This is a genomic window from Streptomyces sp. YJ-C3 (assembly GCF_053891275.1).
Genome location: NZ_CM132685.1, coordinates 3,886,866 through 3,908,028 on the forward strand (window position 1 = coordinate 3,886,866; position 21,163 = coordinate 3,908,028).

Consider the following 21,163-nt stretch of genomic DNA (forward strand, 5'->3'; position numbering starts at 1 on the left):
CGGCGTACGGACGCACCGTCGACCCGCGCACCGCCATGGCGTACACGCTGCTCCCCGAGTACGCCGATCTCCCTTGGTATCTGCTCGAGTTGCCGCCGCCGCAAGGGGTGAGCGAGCTCGATTCACTCGCCGATGTCTGGTTCGGTACCGGATGAGGACAGGGACCGCTCCGCCGTCGCGAGGATCTCCGTGAGCCGTAGGCCGAAGCGTGCGTCGCACGCCGACGGCACGCCCGTACGGGCCGATTCCAGCAGGGTGTCGACGGCCAGGGCGAGGGACTCCTGCGCCGCGCCGCCCGTCGGCATCGTGAACACCCCGGCCGCGCCGCGCAGTTCGACCGAGACGCCGCCCGCGGCCTTCGGGGTCGTCAGGCTCAGGGCCGCCGTGCTGGACGCGCCGTCCGCGTGCCGCAGGACGAGATGCACGGTGTCGCCGGGGCCGCGGCGGGCCGTCACCGCCACCGCGTCGCCGAGGACGGGCAGCAGCACCGACAGGGCGTGCGGGCCCACGTCCCACAGGGCGCCCCGTTCGGCCCGCCACGGTGTCGAGGCCCGGACCTCGGCGTCGTCGCCGGGCGTGTACAGCGCGCCGTACCAGTCGGCGCGGCCGGTGAACCAGCCCTCCACAGCGGCCTGTTCGGCGATCCAGGCCGAGGCGGCGGGTGCGTAGCGCAGGGTGCAGAAGACGGCCGAGGCGACCCCTGCCGCGTCGGCGGCCTCGACCACGGCGCGGGCCGCGGCCGGCTCCGTGGCGAGCGGCTTGTCGAGCAGCAGGTGACAGCCGGCCGTCGCGGCCCGGACCGCCAGCGGTGCCTGCACGTCCGGCGGCACGGCGAACGCCACCGCGTCGCACGCCGCGAACAGCGCCTCCACGTCGTCGTATGCCGTCGTGCCGTACTCGCCCGCGAGCTCGGTGGCGGCCTGCGGGCGGCGCCCCCAGACACCGGTGAAGAGGGCGTGCGGATGGGCGGCGAGCGTGGGGGCGTAGGTCCGCCGGGCCCAGGGGCCCGTGCCGACAAGCCCGAAGCGGAGCGCGTCAGTCGAGGTCATGATCGGCAGTATCGCCCGGACGCGGCGGCAAGCGAAGGCGTCCCGGCGCCCGTCGCGCGGCGGGTCAGCGCCACTCCGGCCAGCACCACCGCCATGCCGGCGATCACCCGGGGCGACAGGGCCTCGTCGAGCACCAGGGCGCCCAGGCCCACCGAGACGACCGGCAGCAGATAGCCGACCGTCGCCGCGCTGGTCGGCCCCTCGTCCTCGATGAGCCGGTAGTTGAGGTAGAAGGTGACGCCCGTGCCGAGGACACCCAGGATCAGCACCGCCGCCACACCGGTCACGTCCACCGAACCGGGTGCCCCGATGCCCGTCACCGGCAGCGCCGACGCGGTCAGGCCCGTCGCCGTGAGCAATTGGGCCGCCGACACCGCCACGGAGCCCGCGCCGTGCCCGGCCAGCTTGCGGCCCATGTACGCGAACGCCACCGCGTAGCTCACCGCGGCGGCGAGCAGGGCGAGGGCGCCCCAGCTCGCCAGGCCCGCACGCTGCCACGGAGCGAAGATCAGGGCGGTGCCGCCGAAGCCGAGGACGAGCCCCGCCAGCCGGGCCGGCGACAGTCCGCGCTCCGAACCGAGAAGCAGCCCGATCAGCAGCGACCACAGGGGAGTCGTGGCATTGAGCACCCCGGCGACACCCGAGTCGACGGTCTGCTCGCCGATGCTGAACAGCGCGAAGGGCAGCGCGTTGCAGAACAGTGCGGCCACCACCAGCCGCCCCCAGACGGTCCGCCCGCGCGGCAGCCGCTGACGCGCCCCCAGCGCCAGGACCAGCAGTGTCACGGCGCCGATCGCACAGCGCAGCACCGTCACCTCGACCGGCGAGAAACCGTGCTCCAACGCCACCTTGATCCACAGGAACGCCGAACCCCACAACAGGGCCAGCACCGCCATCCGCACCCCGACACGCACGTCCGCCTCCACATCCCTCGTCCGGTGCGTCCCACGCTGCCTCCCCGCACCTGACAGGACAAGTGAAAAGTAATGCAGCCACTGTTAACCTTTGCTGCATGCTCGACGTACGACGCATGCAGGTGCTCCGGGCCGTGGTCACCAGCGGCTCCGTCACCGCGGCCGCGGCCAACCTCGGCTACACCCCGTCCGCGATCAGCCAGTCCGTCGCGGCACTGGAGAAGCAGGCGGGCACCGCCCTGCTGGAGCGCATCGGCCGCGGGGTGCGGCCCACCGAGGCCGGACGGCTGCTCACGCGGTACGCGGAGGAGATCGGCCGGCAGGTCTCCGAGGCCGAGACGGCGCTCGGCGACCTGCGCGCGGGCCGCAGCGGACGGCTCACCGTGCGCTATTTCCCCACCGCCGGGTCCGCCCTCGTCGCCCCCGCGCTCGCCCGCCTGCGCGCTGAACACCCCTCCGTCGGCGTCGATCTGGCCGCCGCCGACCCGGACGATCCGCTGGCCGAGGTGCAGCGGGGCGACGCCGACCTGGCCGTCGTGGTGCGCACCGCGGACGGGCCGCGGGCCGGTGTCCGCCTCCTCGACCTCGTCGCGGACCCGTACCGCGCGGTCCTGCCCAAGGGGCATCCGCTGGCCGCCCGGCGCGTCCTGGACCTGGCCGACCTCGCCGACCAGCCGTGGGTCGGCACCGAGGGCCCGGCCGGCCCCTGCCACGTCCTCGTCACCGAGGCGTGCGGCGCCGCCGGATTCACCCCGGACGTCGTGGTGGACAGCGCCGACTACGCCACCGCGCAGGGCTTCGTCGCGGCCGGCATCGGCGTCGGACTGATGCCGCTGATGGGGCTTGCCCACCGGCATTCCGACGTCGTCGTGCGCACGGTCCGCGGCCCCGAGCCGGTGCGCCGGATCTGCGCGGCCGTGCGCGACACCGCTCCCGCACAGCCCGCCCTGACCGCGCTCGTGTCGGCGCTGCGCGCGGCGGCCGAAGCCTGACGGGCGCCCGGGATCCGCGGGCGCAGACAACGGGGCACCTCATGGTGAATACTCATTCACCAGCCGGGTGAATGCCGATTCACCCGACCTTCACGACGCGCCGGCCGTCCGCCCGCCGTCCCCGAGCAGGAGACCCATGGACCCCGCCCCGCTCCCGATACCCGAGCCGCCGCGCCTGCGCGACCGCCTCACCGTGCCCGTGCTGGCCTTCGGCGGCATCCTCATGGCGGTCATGCAGACCGTCGTCGTGCCGCTGCTGCCGGATCTGCCACGGCTCACCGGCGCGTCCCCCGCGGCCGTCTCCTGGATGGTCACCGCCACGCTCCTGGCGGGCGCGGTCCTCACCCCCGTCCTCGGCCGGGCCGGAGACATGTACGGCAAGCGGCGCGTCCTGCTGATCGCTCTCGGCCTGATGACCGGCGGCTCCGTGCTGTGCGCGCTGACCTCCGACATCCGGATCCTGATCGCCGCCCGCGCCCTGCAGGGCGCCGCCGCGGCCGTCGTGCCGCTGTCCATCAGCATCCTGCGCGACGAACTCCCGCCGCACCGCACCGGCTCCGCCGTCGCCCTGATGAGCTCAACCGTCGGCATCGGCGCCGCCCTCGGCCTGCCGGTCGCCGCGCTCATCGTCCAGTACGCGAACTGGCACGTGATGTTCTGGGCGACCAGCGCCCTCGGCGCGCTCGGCCTCGCGCTCGCCTGGTGGGCGGTGCGCGAATCGCCCGTCAGATCTCCGGGCCGCTTCGACGCCCTCGGTACGCTCGGCCTCGCCGCGGGCCTGAGCAGCCTGCTGCTCGGCGTCTCGCAGGGCGGGCAGTGGGGCTGGGGCAGCGCGCGGATCCTCGGCCTCTTCGGCGGCGCCGTCGTGATCCTCGCCCTGTGGGCGTGGCAGCAACTGCGTGCCGCCCGCCCGCTGGTGGACCTGCGCCTGGCCGCCGGCCGCCGCGTCGGACTGCCGCACGTCGCCGCACTGTTCACCGGCTTCGCGTTCTACGCCAACTCGCTCGTCACCGCGCAGCTCGTGCAGGCACCCGTCGCCACCGGCTACGGCCTGGGCCTGTCCATCGTCGCCACCGGTCTGTGCATGCTGCCCAGCGGCGTCATCATGCTGCTGTTCTCCCCGGTCTCCGCCCGCGTCTCCACGGCCCGCGGCCCCCGCGTCACCCTGGCCATCGGCGGCATCGTCCTCGCCCTCGGCTATGTCGTGCGCATCGTCGACAGCACCGACCTGTGGGTCATCCTCGTCGGCGCGGCCGTCGTGTCGACCGGCACCACCCTCGCCTACTCGGCGCTGCCCACACTGATCCTGCGCGCCGTCCCCTCGGAGGCGACCGCCTCGGCCAACGGGGTCAACGTCCTCATGCGCACCATCGGACAGGCCGTCTCCAGCGCCGCCGTCGCCGCCGTCCTCGTGCACCACACGACCCGCGTGGGAGACGCCGAGGTGCCGACCCTGCCCGGCTACCAACTCGCGTTCGCCCTGGCGGGTACGGTCGCCCTGGTGGCCACGGCCGTCGCCCTGGCCGTCCCGTCCGACACCGCGCAGGAGAGCGTGGGCGCGGGCGTTCCGGCTCACGTGGCGACGACGAAGGGAGCCTGACGCGATGACCACGGCGTACGCCGACGAGCAGGAACCCGGCACGGGCCGACGCGATGCCGAGGCGACCAAGGCCGCCATCGTGCGGGCGGCCCGGCACCTGCTCGCCCGGCACGCGCACGGCGACATCACGCTCAGGGCGGTCGCCGACCGGGCCGGGGTCAGCCCGCCGCTCATCCTCAAGTACTTCGGCAACAAGGACGCCCTGTTCTCCCGCGTCATGAACTTCGAAGCCGACGTGGAGTCCTTCCTCGACGCCCCCCTCGCGGAACTCGGCCCGCACATGGTGCGCCACGTACTGACCGGGCAGGCCGAGCGCGGCGCCGACCCGATCCTGCGCATCGTCTTCGCCCCGCTCCACGGCGAACAGGGCGAGATCCTGCGGGCCAACTTCCGCGCCCAGGTCAGCGGCCGCCTCACCGAACGCCTCACCGGCGAGGACGCGGGCCTGCGCGCCGAACTGGCCGTGTCGATGCTGCTCGGCCTCGGCGTCATGTACGGCATCGCCCGCGGTCCGCATGTGCGGGCCGCGGACGTCGACGCGGTGGTGGCCAGGTACGCCCCGGCCGTTCAGGCACAGCTCGATCCATCAGGGGCGCGAGGAAGCGCGCGACCAGCCCCCGCTCACCGGCACTGAACGCGCAGCGGCTCGAACCCGACGGCAGACTCGAACCCGTCGGCCCACCGCACCCTCAACTCCCCGTCATGGACGGAAACATCGGCCACGGCATCAGCGAGCGGGACATCGCACTCCCCGCCGAGAGCGGCCAGCGCCACGAAGATCCCGCCCCCTTCGACACCCGCCGAGAGCCGCGGCACCCGCACCCACGCCTCGTACGCCGTCCCCTCCGGCGCCCGCACGGAGTCCGGCTCACCCCACCCGTACAGCCCCACCAACTCCGAGCGGAGCGCCTCCGTCGGCCACCCGGTGAGCGTCACGCGGGCCCCGTGCGGGGCGCCCACGACCCGGTGGACCCGCAGTTCGTGCCGGCCCCGCACCACGGTCACGCTCTCGACCCGCAGCCCCGGCACCATCGGCGGCCCGGACGCGAACACCGGGCGGTGCCAGGACGCCGCCCAGCCCCACCCGTCGCCCTGCCCCGCGCCCAGCGGACGGATCCGGCGCCGTACGCTCGCGGCGCCGCCGACCTCGACCGACAGATGGTTGTCCGCGACGTTCGTCAGGGACGTCGGGCCGGTGTGCGTGGAGTATGCCTGGCGGCCGTAGAGCGGGTCGTCCTGCGCCGCGAACTCGCCCTCGTGCGGGCGGACATGGTCGCTGCCGTGATTGTGCAGCCGCACGATCCCGTCGTCCTGCGTCGACTGCACGAGCAGGCCCGGCGCCGGCAGCGCGAGCACCCGGTCGGGGCCCTCGCTCGGGGCGGGCTCCTCCGTCGCGGTCCACAGCGGATGGTCCTCCGGCGCGAGCAGCGCCACGAAGCCCTTCGACGCCCAGTACGGGGACGCGGGCCCGGAGTACGGCTGGAGCGTCGCGCTGTGCGGGCCGTGCCAGCCCAGGCTGAGCAGGCCCTCGTCCGTGACGCCGCCCCGGTCCAGGAAGTAGCGCAGACTGCCGCTGATGAGGCGGCGCGACGTGCCCGGCGACAGCGGTGTGTGCCCGGTGACGGCGCCGACGCCGATCGCCGCCGACGCCGCGAAGCGGTACGTCAGCGAACGGCCGAAGTGGATCGGCGCGCCGTCCCCGCCGAAGAGCAGCGAGAAGCCGTCCAGGTGCTCGCGCAGCCGGGGACCGAACCGGGCCGACAGCGCCGTGTCGTCCGACAGATGGGCGTGCAGCAGCGGATACAGGTGCAGCGCCCACCCGTTGTAGTGGTCGAAGGCCCGCCCGTCCCCGTCCGCGTACCAGCCGTCGCCCCGGTACCACGTCTCCATCAGGTCCAGGGCCCGCTCCATGGCGCGCGTCGTGGCCCCGTCGCCGCGGCCCACCGACTCCAGGAACGACGCCACCATGAAGGGGAAGAGGTACCAGTTGTTGGGCGCGGGCGTATGCGTGATCGCGCCGCGCAGCCACTTCTCCGCCCGGTCCTGCACGTCGCCGTCGAGCCGGTCCCACAGCCACGGCCGCGTCAGCATCAGACCGAGCGCCACCGACGCCGATTCGACCATCGGCTGGCCCTGCACATGGTGGTCCAGGATCAGCGGCCACGACTCGGCGTCGTCCGCGCCGGGCGTGCGGGTACCCGCCGTCAGGCCGCTCGCGTACCGCTCCAGCCAGCCGTGCGGATCCTTGCCGTCGGCGCCCGCGACCCGGAACCCGGCCGCCAGGAACGTACGGGCGAAGCCCTCGAGGCCGTCCGAGCGGACCCCCGACGCGGACGGCCGGCCCGGCAGGTCGAGCAGCGCGCCCTGCGGCGTGGCCCAGCGCCAGGCCGCGCCGAGCAGCCCGTCGGCGACGGCTTCCCAGTGCGCGCGGGCGTAGCCGGTGTACGGGCTCAGCTCCCGGTTCTCCACGGGAAGATCGAACGGAATGCTCATGCCAGGAACGCCAGCCTTTCGCGTCGTACGGGATGGGCGAAACCGTCGCCCGCGGCCCACCGCGCCACCTCGCCGACGGCCGTGTCGGCGAGCCGCTCCCACTCGCTGCCCTGGGAACCGGCGAGGTGCGGAGTGATCAGAGCGTTCGGGCAGTCCCACAACGGGTGGTCGGCGGGCAGCACTTCGGGATCGGTGACGTCCAGCACCGCCCGGACACGGCCCGCGCGCACCACGTCGGTGAGCGCCTCCTGGTCGACGACGGCGCCGCGCGCGGTGTTGATGAGCGTGGCACCCGGCCGCATGGAGGCCAGCAGGTCACGGCTGACGAGACCGCGTGTGGCCGGCAGCAGCGGCGTGTGGATGCTCAACAGGTCGCTGCGCGTGAACAGTTCGGGCAGCTTCACCCACTCCACGCCCAGTTCGGCGGCCTCCGCCTCGGTGACGTACGGGTCGTGCAGCAGGACCTCGAAGTCGAAGGGCCGCAGCAACTCGATCACCCGGCGTCCGATGAGGGAGGCGGACAGCAGGCCCACCGTGCGCCGGTAGTTGCCGACGGCGTGCGAGGTGAGCAGCCAGTCGTCGCGGTCCTGGGTCTGCCGGAACTCGCGGGCCCGCTCCAGCACGTGCTTGCCGTGCAGCAGCAGCATCGCGAGCGTGTACTCGGCGACGGGCAGTGCGTTGGCCGCGGCCGCCGAGGTCACCTCGATGCCCCGCTCCCAGCAGGCGTCGGTGACGTGCCCGCGTACCGAACCGGCCGCGTGCACCACGGCCTTGAGCCGGGGCGCCGCCGCGAGGACGTCCGCGTCGAGGCGCGGACACCCCCATCCGGTGACGAGGAGCTCGACGTCGGCGAGGACCTCTCGGGCCCGCGCCGTCGTCAGGTCGTCCAGTACGGGCAGGGGCGCCAGGTCGCAGACCTTCGTGAGCGCGGCCGTGGACCGGGGCGTGAAGACGGCCGCCGCGGCCTGGGGGGACATGGCCAACGCCACGCGGGGCAGGGTCACTTGACCGCCCCCGCCGTCAGACCGGACCGCCAGAACCGCTGGAGGAGGATGAACGCGAGAATGAGGGGGAGGACCGCGAGAAGCGAACCCATGATCACCACCGGGTAGTACTCGGGAGAGACGGACGCCTGGCTGTTCCACTGATAGAGGCCCAGGCTCACCGGATACAGGTCCTGGTTCGACAGCATCACCATCGGCAGGAAGAAGTTGTTCCAGATCGCGGTCAGCTGGAAGAGGAAGACCGTGATCAGACCCGGGCCGAGCATACGCAGGGCGACCCGGACGTACGTCGTCAGTTCACCGGCGCCGTCCACCCGCGCGGCCTCCAGAACCTCGTCGGGTACATAGCCCTGGGCGAAGATGCGGCCCAGATACACCCCGAACGGGTTGAAGAGGACCGGGACGAACACCGACCAGAACGTGTTCACCACGCCCGTCTCGGACGCGATCAGGTACAGCGGCAGCGCCAGAACCGTCTGCGGCACCATGACCGCCGCGAGCACCAGGCCGAACAGCTTCTCCTTGTGCCGGAAGTGGTACTTGTCGAAGGCGTAGCCGCAGGCGACGCTGATCAGCGCTCCGATCGCCGCGCCCAGGACCGCGTAGAGCAGGCTGTTGCCGTACCAGCGCCCGTACAGACCGCCGTCCATCGCGAACAGGTCCTTGATGTTCTGCACCGGCGAGAAGTCGCTGAACGACAGGATGTTGCTGCTGAACAGGGCGTCGCGGGACTTCGACGATGCGAGCACCAGCCACAGCACCGGGAGCAGCGTGTACAGGACGGAGATCGTGACGACCACGTTGACGGTGGCCCGGCCCAGCAGACGCGGGCGCAGCAGGGTGGAGTTCATCGGCTCGGCGGTGCTCATCGGGCGTTCTCCTCGGCCGCGTCGACGCGGTTGGTCCAGCGGGTGACGCCGTAGGAGAGGGCGATCGTGATGATCAGGAGGATCACCGACGCGGCGGCCGCGAGCGAGTAGTTGTTGCGGCTGAAGGCCGCGTCGTAGATGTACATGCTCGGCGAGAACCGCGAGTTGATCATCTGGGAGGACTGGTGGAGCAGCATCGGTTCGGTGAACAGCTGCAGCGCCCAGATCAGCGTGAACATCGCGACCATGACGATCGAGGAGCGCACGAGCGGCGTCTTCACCTGGAGCGCGGTGCGTACCGGGCCGGCGCCGTCGACCACGGACGCCTCCAGCACCTCACGCGGGACCGCCTGCAGGGCCGCGTAGAAGACGACCATGTTGTAGCCGAGGTTGCTCCACAGGGCGATGTTCACGATCGACGGCAGTGTGGTGTGCAGACCCAGGAAGTCGACCGTGATGTCGGCCTTGCCGAGGACCTCGATGACCGGGCTGATGCCGGGCGTGTACAGATACAGCCAGATCAGCGAGGCGATGATGCCGGGCACGGCGTGCGGCAGGAACAGGCCCAACTGGGCCCAGGCGCGCAGCCGTACGACCCCCGAGTCGAGCAGCAGCGCCAGCGCCAGGGAGCCGATCACCATCAGCGGGATGTAGATCACGCAGTACAGCGCGACCGTGCCGAGCCCGGACAGGAACGTCGGGTCGGTGAGCACCGCGGCGTACGAGCGCAGCCCCACGAACACGGTCCGCTCGGGGCCGAAGCCGAGTCCCGGCTGGTCGTCGCTGAAGAAGCTCAGCCACACCGCCGTGCCGACCGGGATCAGGAAGACCAGGGTCAGGAGGATGAAGAACGGCGTCATCAGGATGCCCGCGGCGCCGTTGCGCCGGCGCTTGGCCGCCCGGTGCGCCTGCTGCGGGGAGACGCCGGCCGTCCGGGGCGGCGCGGTGGTCGACGAAGGGACGTGCGTGGTCGCGGTCATGGAGGTCACCTGCCTTTCGGGGTGCGGGCGGTCATGTCGAGTGCTGGGTGGTGGCGAGACCGAGCGCCTTCAGGTCGGGCATCGTGCCCTCCTGCGCGGCGCGCACGGACGACAGGACGGTGCCCGAACCGGCGCCCGCGCGGGCGAACGAGTCCTGCATGACGGAGGCGGTGGCGGTCATCCGCGGACCCCACACCCAGCCGTCGCGGATCTTGTGGGCCTCCTCCTCGAACAGCGCGTAGATGTCCTGGCCGCCGTAGTACGTCCGGTCGAACGCGGCGCGGCCCACCTCGATGAGCTCGGTCGCCGCCGGGTACTGACTGCTCGCGCCGCTCGACAGCCGCGCCTTGAGGGCGTCGGGGTGGGAGACCTGCCACTCGATGAACTCCAGGGCGGCCTCGGGGTGGGAGCTGTTCTTCGTCACGGCGAACGTCGAGCCGCCGTGCGTGCCGAGCGAGGGCCGGTCGGGGGTCCACTGGGGCAGTGGTGCGATCCGCCACTTGGCCTTCTGCTCCGGCCGGGCGTTCATCTGCGCTCCCGCGTCCCACGCGCCGCTGAGCCGGGTCAGGACCAGGCCGTTGCCGATCTGCGCGTCGTAGAGACGGGCGGTGGAGGAGTTGACGTAGACGAGGTCCTCGTCGATGAGCCGCTGCCAGTAGGCGGCCACCTTCCGGGTCGGCGCGTCCGCCATGGAGACGTTCCACGCGCCCTTCGACGTGTCGAACCACGTGGCCCCCGCCTGCCAGGACCAGGCGGCGAACTGCGTCATCCCGTCCGTGGGGAAGGTGGCGATCCTGCGGCCCCCGCCGGTACGGCGCACCTTGCGCGCGAGCTCGGCGTACTCGTCCCAGGTGGTGGGGACGTCGAAGCCGTAGTGGCCGAAGAGGTCCTTGCGGTAGTGCATCACCATCGGCTCGATGTCGAGGGGCACGCTGTACGTGTGCTTCTCGAACGTCGTCTGGCCCAGCGACTGCGGCAGCAGCTTCGAGCGCAGCTCGTCGCTGATCATCGAGGTGATGTCCCGTGCGACACCGTCGATCGCGAACCCCGGCAGCTGCGGGTACTCGATGGTGGCGACGTCGGGGGCGTTGCCCGCCCGTGCCGCGTTGCTGAGCTTCAGGTACCCGCCCTGCGTGCCGGAGGGGATCTGCTCGAAGACGACCTTGATGTGGTCGTGCGTCTTGTTGAACGCGTCCACCACTTCCTGGCTGCCGCGCAGCGCGGACCAGAACGTGATGGTGGTCGTGCCTTTGGTACCGGACTTGCTGGTGCTCCCGGATCGAATGGACGCGCTGTCGTTCCCGCCGCAGGCGCTCAGGGCGCCCGTCAGCGGCAGCGCGGTGATCGCGGCGAGCACGGATCGACGGCTCTGTCGACCAGGCATGGGCGCCTCCCGCGGCTCCTGCGTGTTCGAGTCACGGGAATACTGATCGGCTGAGCGGACCTGGTCAATAGATCGATCAGAAGAAAATGAAACGGTCAAACGCTCATTCCGAAGCGGGAGTTGACGCCGGGACGGCGGAGGTGCCCGGCGCCCGGGTCGTCGAGCCGCGGACCTCCAGCGCCGGCAACAGCTCCAGACGCCGTACCGGACCCGCGGAGCCGCCGGCGGCGCTGCGGTCGGAGAGGCGGCGCAGCAGCAGCTCCGCGGCCGCCCGGCCGACATCCGCCTTCGGCGGCGACACGGCGGTCAGCGGGGTACTGCCGAGCGCCGCGACCACATCGTCGTACGCGATCACGGAACAGTCCTCCGGGACCCGCACCCCGCCGTCCCGCAGCGCCTGTACCAGCATCAACGCGTCCACGTCGCCGTGCAGCAAGGCAGCCGTCGCCCCCAACTCGGCCAACAGAGCCGGGAGTTCGATCGCCTTCTCCGCGCTCTCCGCTCCGGGATCGGGGGCCGCGCCGGGCGAACTGAGGGCCACCGCCCACTTGTCGACGTCCCCGTGCTCCGCCGTGATCTCGGTGAACGCCGCGCGGATGGCCCGCGCCGTCGGGCTGTCGTCGCGCGCGGCGAGCACGATGCGCCGGTGACCGAGGCCGGTGAGGTGCTCGACGGCGAGGTGGACGCCGTACCAGTGGTCCGTGCAGACGGTGTCCACGGCGTGCAGCGCGCTGCCGCGCCGCGGCCTGCGCTCCATCACGACGGCGGGTACCTCCAGGCGCGACAGCCAGGCGTAGTCCGCCTCCTCCGTCGCGCTGCTGCGCCAGCGCGGGGCGATCAGCAGACCGCGCGCACCCTCGGCCAACGCCCGCTCCACGATGGGCTGTTCGGCTCCCGGTGCGGTCGGTGCGATATGCAGCGCGATCCGGACACCGGCCCCCTCGAAAGCGGTGCGCGCGCCGTGCAGCGCCTCGTACAGGTAGGCGTGCCGCTCGGGGACGACGAGCGCGACGGGGCCGCCGTCCGCGGTGGGCGGCGGCGCGGGGACCGCCGCCCGCTCGGTCTCCGGCAGGACCGGGCGGGCCACTCCGTGCCCGCGGCGCAGTTTGCCCTCGCGGGCCAGCTCCTCCACGTCGCGGCGGAGCGTCACCACCGACACCGCGAGCTCCGCTGCGAGATCGCTGACCCGGGTCGCGCCGCGCGACTGCACGACGGCGAGGATCCGCTGCCGCCTGAGATCGACCGGTTCGCGCATGCTGATGGCCCCCTCGTCACCCGCTGTTCGTTTGAGCGCTTTGCTGAACGCTTCGGCGGCAGCATAACCAGCGGGGGCCGGACGAGGTCAGCCCTCGGCGATGTTCGGTTCCCCCGGGAGGCGGTCCAGAGCGATGCCGAAGTGCTGGTCGTAGGCCTTGAGCACCGCGGTGTCCGTGGGCAGTTCGCTGCGGGTGCGCTCCTCGCCCACCGTCGTGGTGAGCGTATGACCGCTGAGGGTGATCCGCCCGTCCTCGGTCAGCAGCGAACAGACCAGGGACCGGGTGAAGTGCGAGGCGGGTGAGGTCCGGTGGTACCAGGCGCCCGCGTCGAAGTCCCGCAGGGCGCGGGGGCGCTGGTCGAGCAGGTACTGCGGCTCCCCGTCGCGCAGCACGAGCAGATCGCCGTCGGCGGCGTCCTCGACGCGGAAGACGCCGCCGGGGTCGCTCTGGTCGCCGCGCTCCGCGTACGCCAGCGGGAAGTGCGTGTGCGTGCCGAATCCGATGTCGGCGAGCCAGTCGGCGCCCTCGGCGTCGCGCACCCGCAGCGCCATGTGGTCGTACGGGATGCCGAGCGTGCCGCCCTCGCCCACGACACGCGCCTGCAGCAGGGTCACCTCGAAGCCGAGGGCGGTGAGCAGCGCGGCGAACGCGCCGTTGAGTTCGTAGCAGAAGCCGCCGCGTCGCCGGTCGACCAGTTTGGCGACCAGCTCGTCGGTGTCGAGCGTGATGTCCTCGCCCAGGTGCACGGAGAGGTTCTCGAACGGCACGGTGCGCAGATGCGCCAGGTGCAGGGCGCGCAGCGCCTCGCCGGTCGGGGCGGCCGGGCGTGCCGACCCGATGCGGGCCAGGTAGGCGTCGGTACGGGGGTGATCCATGTGGTCCATGCGGACAGTGTCACCGCCCGTCGGCGTCGGCCTCGGCGTCGGGTCCCGGCCGGACCGGCAGCCGCCGCACGCTGTTGCCGATGAAACCCGAGTTCGCGGGCAGCTCCTCCCGTGGCACGGCGAGATCGAGAGCGGGGAACCGGGTGAACAGCCGCTCCAGCGCGACCGTCGCCTCCATCCGGGCCAGCGGCGCGCCCAGGCAGTAGTGCGCGCCGTGCCCGAGCGAGAGATGCCGGCTCTTCGCGGGGCGGGTGACGTCGAACCGGTCGGCGTCCGGACCGTGCGCGGCCGGGTCGCGGCCCGCGCCCGAGTACCCCGCGAGCACCGGGGTGCCCTGCGGGATCACCGTGCCGCCCACGGTCAGGTCCCGGGTCGGGTAGCGGAACGGGAAGTAGCTGACCGGGCTGTCCCAGCGCAGCGTCTCCTCCACGACGTCCGACCACGTCGCCGTCCCCGCACGCACCAGCGCGAGCTGGTCGCGGTGCGCGCACAGCGCCCGTACCGCGTTCGTGATCAGGTTCAGCGTCGTCTCGTGACCGGCGATGACGAACAGGATGAGTGTGCCGATCAACTCCTCCTGGCCGAGCCGGTCGCCGTCCTCCTCGCGCGCCGTGATGAGGGCGCTCGTGAGGTCGTCCCCGGGCTCCTTCGCCCGGGCCGCGGCGACCTGGGCGAGCACCGCCACCATCTCCTTGTTCGCGTCGAGGGCTTCCTGCGGGGTCGTGTCCGTGGAGACGATCTGGCTCGACAGGTGATGCAGACGGTCCCTGAACTCCTCGTCCACGCCGAAGAGTTCGCAGATCACCCGCATGGGCAGCGGCAGCGCGAACCGCGACCGCAGCTCCACCACACCGTCGGCGGCCGCCTGCTGGGCGACGCTGTCGAGCAGCTCGTCGACGAGCCGCTCGATACGCGGCCGCAGTCCCTCCACCCGGCGCACCGTGAACGCGCGGCTCACCAGCGACCGCAGTCGCCGGTGGTCCTCGCCGTCCGCCGTCGTCATGCCGCGCACCGTCGCGAACGTGCGCAGCGGCCAGCCCGGTGGTATCCGGCCCTCGGCCAGCGCCGTGAAGTGGCGGGCGTCCTTGGCGACGTCGGGGTGGGCGAGGAACTCCCTGAGCGCGTCGTGGCCGAGGACGACCATGCCCGGCACGTCGCCGGGGAGCACGACCGGCGCGACCGCGCCGCGCTCCAGGAAGCGGGCGTTGCGCGCGTGCGGGCAGCCGCCCGCCGGGTCGAGGCGGTAGGCGGGGGAGCCGGCGGCCCCGAGGGGACCGGTGGCATCGTCGATGGAGGTCAACTGGGGCTCCAGACAGGTCGGGTGACGAGCACGGGGGAGTGCCCGGCCCTGACCGGCCCGTCGACTCCCCCCAGTGCGACGGCCCTCGGATCCTACGGTGCCTGCGGCCCGAGGCCCAGGTCGTAGATCCGATCCAGCAGCCACCCCTCGTTGCCCGCGAGACCGGCGCGCAGGAGTGCCTCGTCGGCCTCCGCGATCGGCACGGCGAGCACGGACGCGGTCGCCGGTGGCTCCGTGCCGGAGAGCGCCGCGCGCGCCGTGTGGAGCAGCCGCAGGCACGCCTGTGCCGCCGCCACCTCGTGGTGCTTCGTCTGCTGACCCTGCTTGCCGAGGTTCCTGATCCCGTTCATGCCTCCCACTCTTGCGCACGGGTCTGACAATCCCTCTCCAATGGGGCGGGACTAGCCTCGTGAGTGCCCTGAGCCGCGCGCCAGGGTGAGAACGGAAAGGAAGGATCCGCTTTTGTCGTCGCTCGCAGTTCCCCTGTTCGATCCCGCTGCGGGCCAAGGCGCCCGGCAACTGGCCGAATTGGGGCTCGCACTGGTGCTGTCCACCCTGATCGGTGCGGAGCGCGCCGTCCAGCAGAAGAGCGCGGGGCTGCGTACGCACACGCTCGTCGGCGTGGGCAGCGCCCTGTTCATGGAGGTGTCCCAGCACGGGTTCAACTCCGTGCTCGGGCTCGACGGCGTGTCGTTCGACCCGTCACGGGTCGCCGCGCAGATCGTCTCCGGCATCGGGTTCATCGGCGGCGGGCTCATCTTCGTCCGCCGGGATGCCGTACGCGGTCTCACCACCGCCGCGACGGTCTGGCTGACCTGCGCCATAGGGATGGCCTGCGGCGGCGGTCTGCCTCTGCTCGCCCTCGCGGCGACCGCCTGCCACTTCCTGGTCGTGCGCGGTTACCCCTGGCTGAGCCGGCGCGTGCCCGCCCTGGCCACCGAACGGCGCTCGGGTCTGCATCTCGCCTATCGGGTCGGCAGCAGCGTGCTGACCCGCGTCCTGGAGGAGTGCACGAGCCGCGGCTTCCGCGTCGTGGAACTGCGCACCGACCGCACCGAGTGGGAGGAGCGGCCCGACCGGCCCGGCACCATGGCCGTGCGCATGGAGATCGAAGGCGCCGCAGGAGTCCCCGAACTGGTCGCCGTCCTGGCCGAACTCGACGGGGTGCTGGACGTGGCGTCCATGGAGTCGGCGGCGGACGAATAGCGCCGGCCGGTGCGCGGTCGGCCGCCCCGGGGCGCCGGACCGGCCCGGCGGCCCAGGGCGAAAGCCGCTCTCGTGCACCCGCGGGCCGCACGGGATGATCCGAGCATGACCGAACCCGTCAGCGCACGGCCCTGATGGGCGGTACGGGCGGGCTCGCGATGATCGGCCCCGGGGCGACGGTGGCCGCGACCGGGCGCCCGGACCGACTCCGCGCGCCCGCCCGCTCGCCGGAAGAGTCAGCGGCGCGTCAGACGCAGCCGCAGATCGTGCGGCATCAGCGTCAGTCGCTCGGTGATCCTCAGCCGGTAGTCCGGCTCCGCCCGCAGGTCGTAGCGGCGCAGTAGCAGCCCCAGCACCAACATGCTCTCGTGCAGCGCGAACTGACGGCCGATGCAGGCCCGCGCCCCCGTGCCGAACGGCTTGAAGACGTGCGCGGGGCGCCCGCGCACCGCCTGCGGCGCGAACCGCTCCGGGTCGAACGACTCGGGGTCGTCGCCCCACGCCACCGGGTCGCGGTGCAGCATCGTCGTCAGGACCAGCGCCCAGGCGCCGCGCCGCATCGGGTGCGTCCCGCCCAGCGTCGTGTCGGCGACCGCCTCCCGCGCGAACGCCGGAGCCGTCGGCCACAGCCGCAGCGACTCGTCCAACACCCGGCGCAGGTAACGCAACTTGGCCACCTGCTCGTACGCGGGCGTGGGCGTGTCGCCCCACACCCGGTCGACCTCCTCCTGCGCCTTCGCGAGCACGGCGCGGTCCTGCGCGAGATAGTGCAGCGCGAACGACAACGCGCCCGACGTCGTCTCGTGCCCGGCCACCAGGAACGTGATGACCTGGCGACGGATGTTCTCCGGTGTGAGGCGCTCGCCCGTCTCGGGATGTGCCACGTCGAGCATCCGGTCGAGCAGATCGCCGGGGCCGCCGCCCGAGGCACGGCGCGCGGCGATCACCTCGTCGACCGTCCGGTTCAGGTACGCGCGGTCCGCGGCGTTCCGCTTCTCCGCGCCGCGCAGCAGCACCGACAGCAGCGGCGGCACGACGTTGCGGCGCTGGGCGAAGGACAGCGCGCCCACCATCGCCGTCACGAACGGATGGGGGCGCTCGCGTTCGAACGACCCGAAGTCGTGCCCGAACCCGGTCCGCGCGATGGTCTCCAGGGTCAGCTTCGTCATGTCCCCGGGCACGTCCACGGTCCGCCCGGCCGCCTCGCTCGCGTCCCACGCGGCCGTCAGCTGCCCCGCCACGTCCAGCATCAGCGGGTGGTAGCCGGCCATCGCCTCACGGCTGAAGCCGGGCGCCAGGATGTCGTGCGCCAGCTGCCAGTTGGGCTCGTGGTTGTACGCCGTGAACAGTCCGTCGCCGGCCACCGGCCGCAGATTCGCGACCCCGAGCCCGACGTGCTTGGCGAACCGCGACTCGTCCGCGAGCTCCGCGGCCAGCTCGGCGCCCGCCACGAACACGATCTCCTTGCCGAACCCCTTGCGCCGGAAGATCGGCCCCAGCTCGGCCGCGATCCGCATCGAGTCCTGCAGCGGCGTGCGGACGTTGGCGCCCACCACATCGCCGATCAGCGGCACCCGGCGCGGCGGGTGCGGGATCCGGTCCAGGCGCGGCCAGCCCTGCTCGGCGCTGCGAAAGCCCCGGGGCAGCACGCTCCCCGCCGTCTGCGTCACCTGCGCCATCGTGCCCATCTCCCCTGCGCGCGCGGCTGGTTGAGACCGCATCCGCACCTTGTTAGACGTGGATTCAATAATGCGCCACAGTGTGGTCCCGTTGTTGAACCGACGTCAAGTAAGCGGACGGACGTCCAGTAAGGTGCCCGCATGAGCGCAGAGCGAGGGGGAGCGCGGACGTCGGGGGAGCGGACCCGGCGCAGGCTGAGCACCGAGGAGCGGCGGGAGCAACTGCTGTCCGTGGGGTCCACGTTGTTCGCGCAGGATCCGTACGACGACGTCTGGATCGAGCAGGTCGCCGAGATCGCGGGTGTTTCGCGCGGACTGCTGTACCACTACTTCCCGACGAAGCGGGATTTCTTCGCCGCCGTCGTCCGCCGCGAGAGCGCCAGGATGCTGCGGCTGACCGCGGCCGTCCCCGGCGTTCCGGTCCGTGACCAGCTGGGGACCGGCCTGGACACGTTCCTCGAGTACGTCGCCTCGCACGCGGAGGGTTTCCGGGCCTTCCACCGCGCCGAGGCGGCGGGCGATCCCACGGTGCGCACCGTGTACCGGGAGGGTCTCGCCGCCCACGAGGCACAGATCATGGCCGCCATCGAGGCCGACCCGCAGCTCGTGGGCCGGCTCCCGGAACCGGCCGTGCTGCGCCTGGCCGTGCGCGGCTGGCTGGCCTTCCTCGTCGCCGTCTGCCTGGACTGGCTCGACGGGCGGGAGCTCACCCGGGCGCAGGTGCGCGACCTGTGCGCACGGACCCTGCTCGGCGCGCTGGAGCCCTGACCTCAGGGAATCGCGGGGATCGTAAGGAAAACTTGCAAGGCTGCCTGTCTATCTCCTACGGTGGAGGCATGTCAGGAACGCAGGGACCCGCGGCCGCCGAGCCGCCCACCGAGCGGATCGCCGCCGACCTCGCCACCGTCGTCGGGCGGCTCTCGCGCCGACTGCGCAGCGCGTCGCCGGACAGCCTCCTCACCCCCACCCAGCGCACGGTCCTGGCGCGCCTCGGCACGGAAGGGCCCGCCACCACAGCCGCGCTCGCCCGCTCCGAGTACGTGCGCCCGCAGTCCATGCGCCTGACGATCGGTGCCCTGGAGGAACAGGGCTTCGTGACGCGCTCGCCGGATCCGAACGACGGGCGGCAGTCCGTCATGTCGATCACCGACAGCGGCCGGGCCACCCTGGACTCCGTGCGCGCCGCGAAGCACGGCTGGCTCGCCCAGGCCCTCTCCTCCGAGCTCGACGCCGCCGAGCGCCGCACCCTCGCCGAAGCGACCCTGCTCCTCGAGCGGCTGGTGCAGAAGTGAGCGGTGACGCGAGCGACATAGCCGCCACCCGCGTCACCGTCCCCCGGGAGTCCGCCCCGGCGGAGACCGGATTCCGGGCCCGGCTCACCGCCCCGCTGCTGCTCGGCTCGGTCCTCAACCCGCTCAACACCACGATGATCTCCACCGCGCTGGTGGCGATCGGGCACCACTTCGGGATCGGCGCCGCCGACACGGCCTGGCTGATCTCCGTCCTCTACCTCGCCAGCGCCGTCGCCCAGCCCGTCCTCGGCAAACTCGCCGACGCCCTCGGCCCGCGCCGCGTCTTCCTCGCCGGACTCGTCGTCGTGTGCGCCTCCGGGCTCGTCGGCGCCCTGGCCCCCACCTTCGGCTGGCTCATCGTCTCCCGGCTGCTGCTCGGCATCGGCACCTCCGCCGCCTACCCCGCCGCGATGGCCGTCCTGCGGGACGAGGGGCGCCGCGTGGGCCGCCGCCCGCCGCGGCCGGTCATGGCCCGGCTGTCCTTCGCCGCGCTCGGCAGCGCGGCCGTCGGTCCGACGCTCGGCGGACTGCTGGTCACCGTCGTCGGCTGGCGCGGCATCTTCGCGGTGAACGTGCCCGTTGCCGCCGTCGCGTTCGCCTGCGCACTCGCCTGGATCCCCGCCGACCCGCCCCGGGCCACGGCCAGCGGCCCGGCCCCCAGGCTCGCCCTCGACCCGCTCGGGATCGGCCTGTTCTCCACGGCGCTGACCGTGCTGGTGTTCTTCCTCCTGGACCTCGCCCACCCCATGTGGTGGCTGCTCGCCCCCTTCGCCGTCCTCACGGCCGCACTGCTGTGGTGGCAACTGCGCTGCCGCACCCCGTTCATCGACATCCGGATGCTCGCCGGCAACGGCCCGCTCGCCCGCACCTACCTGCGCCACGGGGTGAGCTACCTGCTCATCTACTGCGTCATGTACGGATACACCCAGTGGCTGGAAGAGGGGCGCGGCTACTCCTCCGGGCACACCGGCCTGCTGATTCTGCCGATGTCCGTCGCCGCACTGGTCTGCTCCCTGCTCGGCGCCCGCACCAAGGGCATCCGCGCCCCGCTCACCGTCGCGTGCGTCCTGCTCACCGCGGGGGCGGGCCTGCTCACCCTCGTGTCCGGGGACACCCCGCTCGCGGTCCTGCTCCTCGCGGGCGCCTGCTTCGGCATCCCGCAGGGCCTCATCGGGACCAGCAACCAGGCGGCGGTCCAGGAGTACGCACCCGCCGCCGACATCGGCGCCGCCGCGGGCCTGCAGCGCACCGCCCAGTACATCGGCGCCATCACCGCCTCCAGCCTGATCGCTCTCGCCTACGGTCAGCGGGCCGACGACGCCGGACTCCACCTGATGGCGACCGCCTCGGCCGTCCTGGGCGTCCTGCTCGTGGCCCTCACGGTGACGGACCGGGCCCTGCGCCGGGCGGGCCGGTAGGAGGCGCCACGCCGGACGGCTGCTGCTGAGCGCGTTCCAAGAACCGCAGCAGCTCCACCGGGAAGGGCAGCACCAGCGTCGAGTTCTTCTCGGCGGCGACCGCCACCACGGTCTGGAGCAGCCTGAGTTGCAGCGCGGCGGGCTGCTCCGACATGACCCCGGCGGCCTCGGCGAGCTTCTTCGACGCCTGCAGTTCGGCGTCGGCGTTGATGACGCGGGCCCGCCGTTCCCGGTCGGCCTCCGCCTGCCGGGCCATCGACCGCTTCATCGACTCGGGCAGCGACACGTCCTTGATCTCGACGCGGTCGATCTGTACGCCCCAGCCGATGGCCGGGCTGTCGATCATCAGCTCCAGGCCCTGGTTGAGCTTCTCGCGGTTGGAGAGCAGGTCGTCGAGGTCGCTCTTGCCGATGATCGACCGCAGCGAGGTCTGCGCCATCTGGGAGACGGCGAACCGGTAGTCCTCGACCTGGACGACCGCGTTCGCCGCGTCGACGACCTTGAAGTAGATGACGGCGTCCACCCGTACGGTGACGTTGTCCCGCGTGATGCCGTCCTGCGCGGGCACCGGCATCGTCACGATCTGCATGTTGACCTTGCGCAGCCGGTCCACCCCGGGCACCACCAGGGTGAACCCGGGCGAGCGCACACCGCCCGACAGCCGCCCCAGACGGAACATGACTCCGCGCTCGTACTGCTTCACCACGCGGGCCGCCGCCGCGACGTACACCAGACAGGCCGAGCCGGCCGCCGCGCCCGCGATCAGGAGTTCCTGGACCATGGCGACCCCCAGCCGTCCGATTCATCCGCTTAAGCAACGATATGTCCGACCGGTCGGCAAAA

General features: G+C 72.5%; 20 protein-coding genes. 7 read left to right on the plus strand and 13 right to left on the minus strand.

Annotated features, from left to right (window positions below; genetic code table 11):
• Positions 1-122: 122 nt before the first annotated feature.
• The gene (locus ACVHNB_RS17110) at positions 123-1,049 is read right to left on the minus strand and encodes a Gfo/Idh/MocA family protein (RefSeq protein WP_456228515.1); all 927 of its coding nucleotides are present in this window, start codon (positions 1,047-1,049) and stop codon (positions 123-125) included.
• The gene (locus ACVHNB_RS17115) at positions 1,046-1,945 is read right to left on the minus strand and encodes a DMT family transporter (protein WP_428957435.1); all 900 of its coding nucleotides are present in this window, start codon (positions 1,943-1,945) and stop codon (positions 1,046-1,048) included. The genes ACVHNB_RS17110 and ACVHNB_RS17115 overlap by 4 nt, the downstream gene beginning before the upstream one ends.
• A gap of 116 nt (positions 1,946-2,061) precedes the next feature.
• On the opposite strand from ACVHNB_RS17115, the gene ACVHNB_RS17120 reads away from it, so the two are divergent.
• The 3 genes from ACVHNB_RS17120 to ACVHNB_RS17130 all read left to right on the plus strand — a co-directional run bounded on the left by ACVHNB_RS17120 (position 2,062) and on the right by ACVHNB_RS17130 (position 5,189).
• Positions 2,062-2,955 carry a LysR family transcriptional regulator gene (locus ACVHNB_RS17120; protein WP_428950289.1) on the plus strand — a complete coding sequence of 298 codons (894 nt, stop codon included), beginning with the start codon at positions 2,062-2,064 and terminating at the stop codon, positions 2,953-2,955.
• Positions 2,956-3,091: 136 nt separating this feature from the next.
• Positions 3,092-4,555 carry an MFS transporter gene (locus ACVHNB_RS17125; RefSeq protein ID WP_456228516.1) on the plus strand — a complete coding sequence of 488 codons (1,464 nt, stop codon included), beginning with the start codon at positions 3,092-3,094 and terminating at the stop codon, positions 4,553-4,555.
• A 4-nt stretch (positions 4,556-4,559) separates the two neighbouring features.
• Positions 4,560-5,189: a TetR/AcrR family transcriptional regulator gene (locus ACVHNB_RS17130; RefSeq protein WP_456228517.1), complete on the plus strand. Its 630-nt coding sequence runs from the start codon at positions 4,560-4,562 to the stop codon at positions 5,187-5,189.
• Here the strand turns inward: ACVHNB_RS17130 and ACVHNB_RS17135 are convergent.
• The 9 genes from ACVHNB_RS17135 to ACVHNB_RS17175 all read right to left on the minus strand — a co-directional run bounded on the left by ACVHNB_RS17135 (position 5,177) and on the right by ACVHNB_RS17175 (position 15,075).
• Positions 5,177-7,048 (minus strand): DUF2264 domain-containing protein, encoded by a 1,872-nt coding sequence (locus ACVHNB_RS17135; protein ID WP_456228518.1) that lies wholly within the window; start codon positions 7,046-7,048, stop codon positions 5,177-5,179. The genes ACVHNB_RS17130 and ACVHNB_RS17135 overlap by 13 nt on opposite strands.
• Positions 7,045-8,025, minus strand: a complete 981-nt coding sequence (locus ACVHNB_RS17140) for a hydroxyacid dehydrogenase (protein WP_456228897.1) — start codon at positions 8,023-8,025, stop codon at positions 7,045-7,047. The genes ACVHNB_RS17135 and ACVHNB_RS17140 overlap by 4 nt, the downstream gene beginning before the upstream one ends.
• Before the next feature lie 23 nt (positions 8,026-8,048).
• Positions 8,049-8,921 carry a carbohydrate ABC transporter permease gene (locus tag ACVHNB_RS17145; protein ID WP_456228519.1) on the minus strand — a complete coding sequence of 291 codons (873 nt, stop codon included), beginning with the start codon at positions 8,919-8,921 and terminating at the stop codon, positions 8,049-8,051.
• Complete coding sequence (locus tag ACVHNB_RS17150; protein ID WP_428950284.1) at positions 8,918-9,901, minus strand: carbohydrate ABC transporter permease; 984 nt, start codon at positions 9,899-9,901, stop codon at positions 8,918-8,920. Before ACVHNB_RS17150 ends, ACVHNB_RS17145 begins: the two co-directional genes overlap by 4 nt.
• A 31-nt stretch (positions 9,902-9,932) precedes the next feature.
• A complete protein-coding gene (locus ACVHNB_RS17155; RefSeq protein WP_428950283.1) occupies positions 9,933-11,285 on the minus strand; it encodes an ABC transporter substrate-binding protein in 1,353 nt (450 codons plus the stop codon).
• Between the two features lie 103 nt (positions 11,286-11,388).
• On the minus strand, positions 11,389-12,540 hold the full coding sequence (locus ACVHNB_RS17160; RefSeq protein WP_456228520.1) for a substrate-binding domain-containing protein: 1,152 nt from the start codon (positions 12,538-12,540) through the stop codon (positions 11,389-11,391).
• An 87-nt stretch (positions 12,541-12,627) separates the two neighbouring features.
• Positions 12,628-13,416, minus strand: a complete 789-nt coding sequence (locus ACVHNB_RS17165; RefSeq protein ID WP_456228898.1) for an arylamine N-acetyltransferase family protein — start codon at positions 13,414-13,416, stop codon at positions 12,628-12,630.
• A 19-nt stretch (positions 13,417-13,435) separates the two neighbouring features.
• Positions 13,436-14,725 (minus strand): cytochrome P450 family protein, encoded by a 1,290-nt coding sequence (locus tag ACVHNB_RS17170; protein WP_456228521.1) that lies wholly within the window; start codon positions 14,723-14,725, stop codon positions 13,436-13,438.
• 92 nt (positions 14,726-14,817) lie between these two features.
• Positions 14,818-15,075, minus strand: coding sequence for a hypothetical protein (locus ACVHNB_RS17175; protein ID WP_428950280.1), 258 nt, complete (start codon positions 15,073-15,075; stop codon positions 14,818-14,820).
• Between the two features lie 112 nt (positions 15,076-15,187).
• Between ACVHNB_RS17175 and ACVHNB_RS17180 the strand changes: the two genes are divergently transcribed.
• The gene (locus ACVHNB_RS17180; RefSeq protein WP_456228522.1) at positions 15,188-15,931 is read left to right on the plus strand and encodes an MgtC/SapB family protein; all 744 of its coding nucleotides are present in this window, start codon (positions 15,188-15,190) and stop codon (positions 15,929-15,931) included.
• A 236-nt stretch (positions 15,932-16,167) separates the two neighbouring features.
• On the opposite strand, the gene ACVHNB_RS17185 is transcribed toward ACVHNB_RS17180, so the two are convergent.
• Entirely contained in the window at positions 16,168-17,610 is a 1,443-nt protein-coding gene (locus ACVHNB_RS17185; RefSeq protein WP_428950278.1) for a cytochrome P450, read from the minus strand.
• 141 nt (positions 17,611-17,751) lie between these two features.
• Between ACVHNB_RS17185 and ACVHNB_RS17190 the strand changes: the two genes are divergently transcribed.
• The 3 genes from ACVHNB_RS17190 (at position 17,752) to ACVHNB_RS17200 (ending at position 20,320) form a co-directional block, all read left to right on the plus strand.
• Entirely contained in the window at positions 17,752-18,378 is a 627-nt protein-coding gene (locus ACVHNB_RS17190; RefSeq protein WP_428950277.1) for a TetR/AcrR family transcriptional regulator, read from the plus strand.
• 68 nt (positions 18,379-18,446) lie between these two features.
• Positions 18,447-18,902 carry a MarR family winged helix-turn-helix transcriptional regulator gene (locus tag ACVHNB_RS17195; protein WP_428950276.1) on the plus strand — a complete coding sequence of 152 codons (456 nt, stop codon included), beginning with the start codon at positions 18,447-18,449 and terminating at the stop codon, positions 18,900-18,902.
• The gene (locus tag ACVHNB_RS17200; protein ID WP_456228523.1) at positions 18,899-20,320 is read left to right on the plus strand and encodes an MFS transporter; all 1,422 of its coding nucleotides are present in this window, start codon (positions 18,899-18,901) and stop codon (positions 20,318-20,320) included. Before ACVHNB_RS17195 ends, ACVHNB_RS17200 begins: the two co-directional genes overlap by 4 nt.
• Here ACVHNB_RS17200 and ACVHNB_RS17205 read toward each other — a convergent pair.
• On the minus strand, positions 20,280-21,101 hold the full coding sequence (locus ACVHNB_RS17205) for a slipin family protein (protein ID WP_456228524.1): 822 nt from the start codon (positions 21,099-21,101) through the stop codon (positions 20,280-20,282). The two genes, ACVHNB_RS17200 and ACVHNB_RS17205, sit on opposite strands and share 41 nt — an antisense overlap.
• Between the last annotated feature and the right edge of the window lie 62 nt (positions 21,102-21,163).